The sequence below is a fragment of the Natrarchaeobius chitinivorans genome, assembly GCF_003841505.1.
Lineage (GTDB): Archaea > Halobacteriota > Halobacteria > Halobacteriales > Natrialbaceae > Natrarchaeobius > Natrarchaeobius chitinivorans.
Genome location: NZ_REGA01000002.1, coordinates 14417 through 25568, shown reverse-complemented (window position 1 = coordinate 25568; position 11152 = coordinate 14417). Strand labels below are relative to the sequence as shown.

The following is an 11152-nucleotide window of genomic DNA, read 5'->3' as shown; positions in this document are numbered from 1 at the left end:
CGTGGGATGCGTTTCGACCGATATTGACCTCCTCCCACCCCTAAACAGTAGTTGCTGATACGAGACTTCAATCCTCACTGACTTTCCTGATCGAATCAGCAACTACTGTGAAGGGGAGGGATTTCGCCTCGCTACCGCTGTAACGACCGGCGCTGTCTGCTCGTACCGGATTGCAGGTGGGACGACCGGACGGTCGTGCTCGTGCGTCGACGATGCACAACATCAGCACGAGCGGTTCCATCGATCGGTCCCCAAACCCGTGGTCACAAGCGCGATGTGGGCGATTCGACACTCACTCCACCGATATGACCAAAACAGTGGGTTTAGCTGCTCACCAGTGGAATTTACATCCGCGATCGAACCCTATACCTTTATACCAGTCCGGTTGAAAGACGTGGGACACTGGAATGTCCGCCAACGACGAACGTGATCCCCTCTTTCGGTACGACGATCCGGTGTTTGCAGACGAGCGATTGCTCGAGATCACGCACCTGCCCGGTCCCGACCGAATCGTCGGACGCGACGAGCAGATGCAACGAGTCGCGGACGCCATGAACCCGGCTATCTTCGGGAGCGAGCCCAACCACCTGTTTATCTTCGGCAAGACGGGGACCGGCAAATCACTCATCTCGCGGTCGGTCACCAAGCGAGTGATTTCCGAGGCTCAACGCGACGACGTCACGGTAAAGTACGCCTTCATCGACTGTGGCGAGCAGAACACGGAGGCGTCGATCATCAAGACGATCGCCCAGATCGTCAACGACTCGACGGAAAGCGGGGTCTCCGTTCCCGACCGAGGACTCGGCACCGGCGACTACTACAAACGGCTCTGGCAGGCCGTCGACCGCTGTACCGACGTCACGATCGTTATCCTTGACGAAATCGATATGCTCGAGGACGACGAAGTCCTCCGGAAACTCTCTCGGGCGGGGGAGAACCGACGGATTTCGAACTCGAGCATCGGCATCATCGGAATCTCGAACAAGATCGACTTTCCAGATCACCTCTCCGAACGGGTCAAGTCGAGTCTCTCGCGCGACGAACTCGTCTTTTCGCCGTACGATGCCAATCAACTCGTCGAAATTCTCGAGAAGCGTCGGGACGCGTTTCACGATGGGGTTCTCTCGGACGACGTAATCCCGCTGACTGCTGCACTCGCCGCACAGGAACACGGCGACGCGCGGAAAGCGATCGATATCCTCCGCAACGCGGGACGGATCGCGAAAAAGCGAACGGATACCCGTGTAACGGCAGAGCACGTCCGAGACGCCAAAGAGAAGACCGAAGCCGATAGGTTCAACGAACTGATCGAGGGTTCTCCCCAACAGGCGAAGGCGATCCTCTACTCGCTGACACTGCTTACCGAAAACAGCAGCCAGAAGGAGTTTCCGACGAAGATCATCTACAACCAGTACAAAGAGATCGCTCGCCGACTCGATTTCGACGTTCTTTCGGAACGACGCGTCCAGGAGATACTCCAGGAACAGAACTTCCTCAACGTTATTCAGTCCGAGCGGGAAGGACGGGGTCGCGGACGCGGCGCGCACGCGAAACATCGCTTGCTCGAGAACCCGTCGATCGTCAAGAAAGTCCTGCTTCGAGACTCGCGTCTCGCCGTCCTCGAGGACGCCGAGGAGACCGAGGATCGAACGAAACTCGGGTAAGGGACTTTTCGGGTGGGGGCATCCACTGAGGGCTTATTTCGTATTGGGGCATCCACTGAGGGCTTATTTCGTATTGGGGCATCCACTGGAGCCGGTGCTGTCGTCGTTCACCGCAATCGGTTCCCCTATCACCGTTCTCCTCCAATCGGCCCTATGAACAGCGTCGATGCAGCGGGGCTCGGTATCGGAGACGAGTACCCGCCCCGGATCATGGGCGTGTTGAACGTTAGCGAGGAGTCACCGTACGACCCGAGCGTCTACGACGACCCAGCCGAAGCAGCTCGATACGTCGACGAGGAGTTGATCGCCGAAGGTGCGGACATCGTCGACATCGGCCTCGAGTCCGCAAATAAACGGTTCGACGTCTGTTCGGCCGACGAGGAACTCGAACGACTCGGGATCGCTCTCGAAACGATCGAGAGCGTGTCGGCTGATACGATTTTCTCGATCGAAACCCGGTATGCGGAAGTAGCCGAGGAGGCCCTCTCACGGGGGTTCGACATGGTCAACGACATCTGTGGGTTCGCAGACCCGGAGATGCCGACCGTCTGTGCCGAGTACGACGCCGCCGTGGTGAAGATGGCGAGTCCACCCGACCTCGAGCGGCCCGGGGCGGTCGAGGAGACTGACTGGGCGGCGAGAAACACTCCCGAGTGGGCGGAGAGTGCGGATTACGTCGATCAAGTCCTCGAAGCGTTGAAACAGAACGGTATCACGGACCAGACGATCGTCGACCCCGCCTTCGGCCGGTGGAGCGACGCGCAGACACTCGAGGACGACCGCGAAACGTTCCGCCGACTCTCCGAGTTCCGGACGCTCGAGCAACCGATGCTCGTTTCGATCAACCGGAAGAACTTCCTCGGTGAAATCGTCGATCGCGAGACGGACGAGCGACTTCCCGCGAGTCTCGCGGCTACCTCGCTGGCCGTCGAGCGGGGGGCGGACGTCGTTCGAACGCACGACGTCGCCGAAACGCGTGACGCGGCACGTATCGGGTGGGCCTTTTCCGACCGCTCGAGCGCGTACCGAGAATCTCAATCGTCGTGATGTGATCGACCGCCTCCGGTAGGACCCACGTTCAGGTCCGAACGATATGGGAGCCACAGCACGTCAGACGGTTTACTGCACGTCACATCAGACGGTACACGGTAACTCATGTCAGACGGTTTACTGCACGTCATTGCCGTCGTACCCGCGACCCGGACGGCAGGTACGCCGGGACATCGGTACAGTAATTCGTATCAGTTCACGCCTGACCGCCGGGCTGATCACCGATGAGGGTGTCAGTCGGTGCAGTTGTTCGATACCTCGACTATTGCCGTGATTTAGCCCGATCGGATCGCTCGAGGACGAACTCGACAACTTGCTGCAGTAAGAGAAAGCTTATGGCGGAGGCTTCGAAATGAGGGAGTGGACGCCGGGCGGCCTCCCGGGTAGGGGTACTTTGGAGGCAATTCCCGGCCCACAACACGGAATTATTGTGGTGTTACGTCGACAAGTGCCGACAGTGTACGCTGTGAGCGGTGCAGCTCGTCTGTCGATCGTCGGACCGACGTCCCCGTAGTGGCGATATCGGCACCGACGTTCCCGTAGTGGCGGGATCGCTAGATTCCGTCCGGGATAGGAACACACTCACGGCTCGAGCACGAGTGTTCGATCGTAATGGAGTTCGAGGAGTGGGAGCCGCTGTACGAGGCGATCGTCGACGACTTCGGGTTCGACCGGGCGGAAGACGAACGAGCCCGGGATTTGCTCGCATCGTTGACCGAGCCGTTCGACCTCGACACCCTCTCGAGCGTAAAAGAGAAAACGGTCGCCGTCGTCGGCGCAGGCCCGTCACTCGGAGAAGCGGTGGAACTCGATCGGGCCCGCGATGCCGACGTCGTCTTCACCGCATCGACCGCCACGGACGATCTGGAACGCCGCGGTATCGACGCCAACTGTATGGTGACGGACCTCGACAAGAACCCGGAGACGGTACGCCGACTCACCGAACGCGGCGTCCCGGTCGCGATACACGCACACGGCGACAACATTCCCTGGGTTCGCCGCGTCGTTCCCGAGTGTAACGGCGAATACGTTCTCCCGACCACGCAGGCGAAACCCCGGGGACCGGTCCGGAATTTCGGCGGCTTCACCGACGGCGACAGGGCCGCGTTTCTCGCCGACTACTTGGGTGCAGACCGGATCGTATTCGCGGGCTGGGACTTCGAAGATCCGACCGTCGGTCCGAGGAAAGCCCGGAAGCTGGAGTGGGCAAAGCGGTTGCTGTACGTACTCGAGCGGCGGCGGGACGAACGCTTCGAGATTCTCGACGGAAGACGCGACGATATCGCTACCGTATTCGATACGTAACGATATCCTCGCACTCACAGAGGGGACACTCACTCTGCGTGCTTTCGATCGTCTTTCCGCACCGACGACACTCCTCGACCGTCGTCGAGTCGTCGGTTCGAAAGAGAACCGATTTGACCGCTCGTCGCATCGTCGATTGCGATTTCTGGCTCGAACGTCGTTGACTACTCATGATCCAACCGTTTTCGATATCGTAGTTCGTTATTGTCGTGCTACCGTGAATAACACGAATAATAGACATTCTTCTCGAGAATACTGACGTCCGAAACGCGTCGAAATAACTCATTTACAGCGTTTGGTACAACGTAACGCACTTCGGCGACCGAACTCGAACGGCGACGTTCACACAATAGCCCGTGGGACAGGTTCACCTTCCGTCACGCTGCTCGTCTCCGTACTCTCCTGTCGTACGCTCTGGTGGAGCGACGTGTCAGTGCGATTCCAAACAGGCTGGGATCACACGGCAACGAGAGACGGGAGACGTCTCAGAAGTCGACGGAACCGCTCGAGTGAGAATGGGGTCGTCAATCGGCCTCTCAGAACAGGGCGTCGATTTCGTCACCGGTGTCGACCAGCGACGCGAAGTCCTCCTGGGCCTGTGCGCGGACCATTTCGGTCGTGTCCTGTGCTTCGATCGCGACTTGCTGGAGCTGGTCGATTCGGGGGACGTCGGTTACGCCCGAGAGGAGGACGATCGCCCCGACTTCGTTGCGATCCGGAATCGGATAGTCTCCACCCCGTATCTCCATGCTCCCGGTTTCGTCCTCGAGCCATTGTCGCCCCCGTTCGACGCCTTTTCTGTTCAGGTGCTCCGGCGGTCCCGTCGAGACGACGAGGCCTCGGTCTGCACTGCCGACGTCGCACGGGAGCGTGAGTCGACCGAGCGTTGCCTTTCGGACGAGACTCGTCATGCGGTTGGTCGCAGCGCCTTCGTCGAACGTTTCTGTCTCTCGGAACGACGAAAGCAGACCGTTTCCTGAGGTGTCGACGGTTTCACGTGCGTACCCGATCGTCGATACGCCGTCGTCGAGCGTGTTGATGATTTCCGAGGAGTCGACAACGCTCTCGGCGACGTGATCACCCTGGTTGACCTCACCCGCTGCGAACAGGAGTCCGAATCGTTCGACGATCTCTCTGTTGATCCGATCGTAACCGCCGGAGACGGTTTCGCCGGCATCGCGCCAGACGTCGTTGTCGAAGACGAGCAGATTGTCCACTTCTCGAACGAACGTCTGGAACGAACGGGCGGCGTTGAGCGTGTATATTCCGCCCTCGTCCGTCGCTGGAAGGATTCCTAGCCCGTAGACGGGCTGGGTGTAGATTTCCTTGAGGTGACTTGCGAGGACCGGGGCACCACCGGAGCCGGTACCACCACCCATTCCCGCGACGATCAGGAACGCGTCGATTTCGTGGATTGGAATCCGATCGATCGCACCCTGAATCTCGCTGATGTCCTCTTCGGTGACTTCAGCGCCGAGTTCGTTGTCGGCACCGACGCCGTGACCTTTGACGCGTGCCTGTCCGATGAGAACGCGATTACTCTGGGGAATCTGTTCGAGGCCGTGAAGGTCCGTCGTCGCAGAATTGACAGCGATAGCGGCTTCGATGAATCCGCCGCCGATCGCGTCGTCGTACGTCAGGAACTCGTCGACGATTTTCCCGCCAGCTTGACCAAAGCCGATTAGTGCGAGTTTCATGATTATCTCTCGTGACCGTTTCCTGGGTCAGGCGGTACCGGCTACAGTACGGACCGGCTGACCGTGGAAACTGATGTCACATCACGATGGATGCCGATGTCTACCATTGTTATGGACTACATACATACGAGGGAAAGAGAATCAGTTCGAACTACCTATCGACCCGTTTTTCATTCAATATCGATACCGGCCACTCATTCCGTCTACCCCCTGAACTCGACACTATCAGGGTCCAGTGGTCGTACCAGATGTCGGTATAGTCGTCGATTAACGACCGTTCAGCGACACTGACTTTCTCCTGGGTATGTACTCCGCTAGACGATCCGTTCGGGACGACGTGAATCGAAATCGAGGAACAGTTCTCCCCGGAACGGAGTCGATACTCGTCTTCACACTCTGAGTGTCTACGAACGTGTCCGGGTAGGGAAAGGCCAAACCGCCCGTCGGAACGGCCGCGAGAGTAAGTCCTATACACGGCGATGGCGTACATGCCGCCACATGGACGAGGGCGACCCGACGCGGCGGAATCTGCTTGCTGGGGCAAGCGGAATCGCCGCCAGCGCTCTCGCCGGCTGTTCCGAACGGCTGTGGACGCGTGCGGAAAACACTGCCCCCGAGCAGGTGGAACTCACGATCAAAACGGTCCCTGCGGACGACGATGCGGCGGCAGCAAAGATCATGAGTCACCTGCGGGAAAATTATCAGGCAGCGGGTATCGATGCGACGCACGAACCGATCGCAAAAGCGGAACTGTACCGTGACATTCTCCTCGAGGGCGATTACGACGTTTTCGTCGTTCGTCACCCCGGCTTCGACGAGTACGATGCGCTGTTCGAGTTGCTTCACTCGCAGTTCGTCAGCGGACGGGGATGGCAAAACCCGTTTCACTACTCGGACGTTACCGCCGACGAACACCTCGAGTCACAACGAACGTCGAGGGGCGATCGCCACAACGCAATGGCCGAACTCGTCGAATATCTGGAAGAAACTGCCCCCTATACGGTCGTCGTTTTCCCACACCACATCGGCGCAGTTAGTGCGGATATCCCGATCACGAGCAGTCCACGTGAACCGCTCGAGTTCTACCGAATCCTGTCGACTGAAACTGAGAACGGGCCGCGTGACGGACCGCTCGAGGTTGGCGTCTTCGGCGAGGGACTAACCGAGCGATTGAACCCGATCATCGTCGATCGCAATCGGATCGACGGATTGCTCGGGTTACTGTACGACCCGCTCGTTCGTCGTCGGTCGGGTGAGTCGATCCCGTGGTTGGCATCGGACGTTACCTGGGAGGAATCCGGACGCACCTCCGCGACGATTACGCTCCGGGATGGACTGTCGTGGCACGATGGAACCGATATCGATGCAGACGACGTGGTGTTTACGTATCGATTCATCCAGGATACGTCGATGGGAGATATCGACGGCGGACTTCCAGCTCCGCGATATCGAGGGCGACAGACCATCGCCGAAAACGTCACCCGTGTCGACTCTCGAACGGTCAGGTTCTCGTTCGGCAATACCGTTCGGTCCGCTAGCACTCGGTCGCTTACGATTCCGATTCTCCCCGAGCATATCTGGGAACCCCGTTCAGAAGTAATCGCTCAGCGACAGACCGAGGCGCTCGTGGTCGAGGACGAAGAACTGATCGGATCGGGCCCCTTCGAACTCGGAGAGGTCACGGACACTGCCATCCAGCTGGTGCCGTTCGACGAGCACGTGTTTCGTGACTCTTCGTCCGACCGGCCTTTCGTCCTCGATGGGTTCTCCCAGTATTCGGGGATACGGTTCAGAATCGATCCGAATCCGGGTGCGATGATCGACGCGATCCTCGACGGCGAGATAGATCTCACTGCAACGACTATCCCACCGGGAGAGACCGCCCCTATCGTCGCACACGACGAGATCCGCCTGACCAGCGTCCAGACGGACTCGTTTTACATGATCGGATACAACGTCCACCACTCGGAACTCGGAAACCCCCGTTTTCGACGAGTCCTATCTCGGCTGATAGATCGCGAATACACGGTTTCCGAGCTGTTCGACGGCTTTGCACAACCGGCGAACTCGTTTAGTTCTCTGGTCGGTATTCGCGACGATCGATGGGAGCACAGAACCGATCCGATACTCCCGCAGTTTCCCGGAACCGATGGCGAAATCGACGTCGAGCAAGTACGCACACTGTTCGAAGACGCCGGCTATCAGTACGAAAACGGATCGCTGCTCGAGTGAGCACCAGTCCATCTCGAACTCCACGACACGTTCGGCGTTGAACCGACGACACGCTCGGCGTTGAAACCGATGTCGACGAGGTACAGTAACCGGTCGCTATTAATGTCCCGGACGGCGTAGTTAGACGCACCCCCATGTCGCTCGTTGGAGTCGTCCTCGAACTCGCACTCGTCGTCACGACGATGCTCGTCGTCGCCACGCTCGTCCTGGTCGGGCCACGACGAGTGGCGAGTTCGACTCGTGACTTTCGATGGCGACTCCGCCGATGTACGCTCCCGCTTGCCGTACTCGTATTCGTGCTCGCTCTCAGGTGGTCGACGGTCGACATCGTCGTTCGACTCGAACGTCGCGTACTCGGGATCGAGATCTCCGGGTTTCTGTTCGAACTCGAGCAATCGATCTTTCCGGAAAACCCGGTCGTGATACTGCAGTCGTTTCAATCCCCGGAACTGACTTCGTTTTTCGTTTTCGTCTACATCTACGGATACGCGTTTCTGTTGTTGTTCCCGTTTATCGCGTACTTCGCTCTCGAGGAAATCGACGAGTTGCGAACGCTCATTCTCGCGTTCGCCGCAAACTACGGGATCGGTTTGATCTGTTACATTTTCTTCGTCGCATTCGGGCCGAGAAATTACGACCCGCTTCTGTTCGAGGGCCTTCTCTACGATGCGTTTCCACAGGCAAGGATGCTGACGAACCAGGTGAACCAGAGCACGAACGTGTTCCCGTCGCTTCACACCTCGCTGTCGATGACGGTGTTCTTTCTGGCGTGGTTGAGCCGGGAGAAGTACCCACTCTGGGTTCCGATATCCGGATTTTTCGCCGTCAGCGTCGTCATCTCGACGATGTACCTCGGAATTCACTGGTTTTCCGACGTCGTTGCCGGAACGATTCTCGCACTCGTCAGCGTCTACATCGCTCGAAACTTCACTATTCGGGAAACCGCTGGGTCTGCCCGGCGATACCTCAACACTCGCCTCGACCGATCCGACCGGGTCGACGGGGACTGATGCGGATTGATGTAACTCGTGTGACACTCGAGACGGGACCGATCCCACTCCCTGGGATCGGTGGAACGAACTATCCGCAAGAGGGGGTCGTATCTCCGGTGGCCCTCATCGATCGAGCTTCGCGAACGACGGGGTCGGGCCCCTTTCGGCCGCTATACGGGTCAAAACGGGACGAGAGTTCGGCCGTAGAAATGTGGCTGGTGGCCCACCACTGCCACCATGTTTATCCCGCTGAACGTGTTAGATATTAGTATGTCCCTCCCGGACAATACGTCGTCAGCCGGTGATGTCGGCTCACCTTCCCAGGCGATCATCGAAGCGGTTGCTGCACAGGAAGGCGTCGACGTAACGGATATCGAACCGCCGGACTACGCCCCCCTGTATACGGTCGTCAACCCCGAAGCACTCGATGAGCTGTTCAGAACAGCCACCGGTTCACCCGAAACCGTCCGGGTCGTTTTCGAGTACGCAGGATACGATATCGTCGTCTACGGCGACGGCAGCGTCGAGGTAGATCGCGCTTCACCGTCTACAGATTCCGTCAGTGACCCTATCGACGACTGATCTTCGTCACTCTCGGACGGCTCAACCCGACAATCCCCTGTTGATCCGTCGTCCGGATCGACTCGCCGCTCGGCCCGGGACGACTCTGATCAGCGCGGTCGCCGGTTCGTACGCGACACGCCCGGTCGGCGGTTTGGTTGCGAGGATCTTCCAGAACCCCGGCGTACGGAGAGTTAGCGTACATCTCCCGCGGTGGTCCGTTCGCACCCGTTTCGATCCGGCCTCGACGATTGCGTCTTCGACCGGTCGGTTCGACCGATCCCGGACTCGTACGGTGATCTCCTTCCCGACTCTCGGTTCGCGTCGATCGATCTCGAGGACGAGCGGTCGTTCGACTCGCATAGTCGCCGTACCACTCCTGAGACAAAAAAGTGGGGTCGATACGGGCTACTGGGAGCCATTTCTGGTGAGGCCGTAGACGGGGGCGATCTCACCGGGCCGTCGGTACAACGGACCGCATCACTCGGGAAGGGTAATCGTCCCGCCGCTCTCGCCCGAGCGATAGATCGCATCGATGATCTGCTGGACGACGAACGCCTCCTCCACGCTGTCGTCTGCGTCACGACCACTCGCGATTCCGTCGAAAAACGCCCGTAGCTCGTCGGTATGTGTGTCGTTTTGATTCGTTTCGACGGCCGTATCCTCGAAGTGACTCGGCCCAACGGAACTCGCCGAGTAGAAGCTTAAGGTTCCATCGAGTAGATCGAAAACGGCTGCCGATTCCGTTCCGTGGACGACGAACTCGTGATTCGCAGGTCGGTTCGTTGCCCAGGCCACTTCGAGGCTGATCGTGTTGTCGTTCTCACAGCGGACGAACGCGCTCGCAGAGTCGTCGACGTCGAAGCCACCGGGCCCCGAATCCCCTGCCCACATCTCCAGGTACGCGTACTCCTCGCGGGAGCCGAACTCGCTGCGGGTGACGCCGCTTATCTCTTCGACGTCGGGGTACTCGAGGAGATAGAGCGCGAGATCGATCGCGTGGACGCCGAGGTCGATGAGCGCACCCCCTCCGGCGATCTGCCGTCGAGTGAACCACGATCCACGGCCCGGGATTCCACGCCGTCTGACGTAGTTCGCCTCGACGTGTGTAACGTCCCCGAGGTCTCCGCGGTCGATTCGATTTTTCACGATCTGAACGGTGTTCGCAAATCGGTTGTTGAATCCGACCGTACAGTGGCCATCGCTCGCCGCGGCGGCCTCGGCGATCCGACGTGCGCTCTCGATCGAGTGGGCGAGCGGTTTCTCGAGCAGAACGTGGAGGTCGCGTTCGAACGCGTCGATCGCGTACTCTTCGTGGTACTTGTTCGGCGTCGTTATGATGACGGCGTCGACACTATCGTAGAGTTCCTGGTGGTCGTCGTAGACGTCGACGTCGTACCGCCGAGCGAAGCGTTTTCGCGCCTCGGTGGCGACGTCCATTCCGCCGACGAGGGGGACGTCGAGTTCCACGAGCCGTTCGGCGTGAAACTGGCCGATGTTGCCGAGCCCGACGATACCTGTTCGCACGTCGTGTCTGTTCCGTTTCATCAGTACCGAATTCCCCGTCTCATTTCGTACCCATATACCTGATAGTGCTATATTGAATGTGGTGCTCCAGTACCTTCTGTCCGTCGCCAAACGGAGATGTCGG

8 protein-coding genes and 1 pseudogene are annotated in these 11152 nt (G+C 59.0%); 6 read left to right on the top strand and 3 right to left on the bottom strand.

Annotated elements, in window-relative coordinates; translation table 11 throughout:
- Nucleotides 1-407 precede the first annotated feature (407 nt).
- The 3 genes and pseudogenes from EA473_RS02535 to EA473_RS02525 all read left to right on the top strand — a co-directional run bounded on the left by EA473_RS02535 (nt 408) and on the right by EA473_RS02525 (nt 4019).
- Nucleotides 408-1664, top strand: coding sequence for a Cdc6/Cdc18 family protein (locus tag EA473_RS02535; RefSeq protein ID WP_124194105.1), 1257 nt, complete (start codon nt 408-410; stop codon nt 1662-1664).
- A 153-nt stretch (nt 1665-1817) separates the two neighbouring features.
- Nucleotides 1818-2687: pseudogene (folP, locus tag EA473_RS02530) on the top strand (dihydropteroate synthase); the annotation flags it as partial.
- 639 nt (nt 2688-3326) lie between these two features.
- Nucleotides 3327-4019 carry a 6-hydroxymethylpterin diphosphokinase MptE-like protein gene (locus EA473_RS02525; protein ID WP_124194104.1) on the top strand — a complete coding sequence of 231 codons (693 nt, stop codon included), beginning with the start codon at nt 3327-3329 and terminating at the stop codon, nt 4017-4019.
- 536 nt (nt 4020-4555) lie between these two features.
- On the opposite strand, the gene EA473_RS02515 is transcribed toward EA473_RS02525, so the two are convergent.
- A complete protein-coding gene (locus EA473_RS02515; protein ID WP_124194102.1) occupies nt 4556-5716 on the bottom strand; it encodes a tubulin/FtsZ family protein in 1161 nt (386 codons plus the stop codon).
- 498 nt (nt 5717-6214) lie between these two features.
- Here EA473_RS02515 and EA473_RS02510 point away from each other — a divergent pair, with 498 nt between their 5' ends.
- From EA473_RS02510 to EA473_RS02500, 3 genes are all read left to right on the top strand, one after another.
- A complete protein-coding gene (locus tag EA473_RS02510) occupies nt 6215-7948 on the top strand; it encodes an ABC transporter substrate-binding protein (protein WP_124194101.1) in 1734 nt (577 codons plus the stop codon).
- Between the two features lie 134 nt (nt 7949-8082).
- Nucleotides 8083-8958 carry a phosphatase PAP2 family protein gene (locus EA473_RS02505; RefSeq protein WP_124194100.1) on the top strand — a complete coding sequence of 292 codons (876 nt, stop codon included), beginning with the start codon at nt 8083-8085 and terminating at the stop codon, nt 8956-8958.
- Nucleotides 8959-9210: 252 nt separating this feature from the next.
- Complete coding sequence (locus EA473_RS02500; protein WP_124194099.1) at nt 9211-9522, top strand: HalOD1 output domain-containing protein; 312 nt, start codon at nt 9211-9213, stop codon at nt 9520-9522.
- A gap of 21 nt (nt 9523-9543) precedes the next feature.
- Here the strand turns inward: EA473_RS02500 and EA473_RS02495 are convergent, their stop codons facing one another.
- Nucleotides 9544-9864 carry a carboxypeptidase regulatory-like domain-containing protein gene (locus EA473_RS02495; RefSeq protein WP_124194098.1) on the bottom strand — a complete coding sequence of 107 codons (321 nt, stop codon included), beginning with the start codon at nt 9862-9864 and terminating at the stop codon, nt 9544-9546.
- 117 nt (nt 9865-9981) lie between these two features.
- Entirely contained in the window at nt 9982-11085 is a 1104-nt protein-coding gene (locus EA473_RS02490) for a Gfo/Idh/MocA family protein (protein ID WP_279387627.1), read from the bottom strand.
- Nucleotides 11086-11152: the final 67 nt, after the last annotated feature.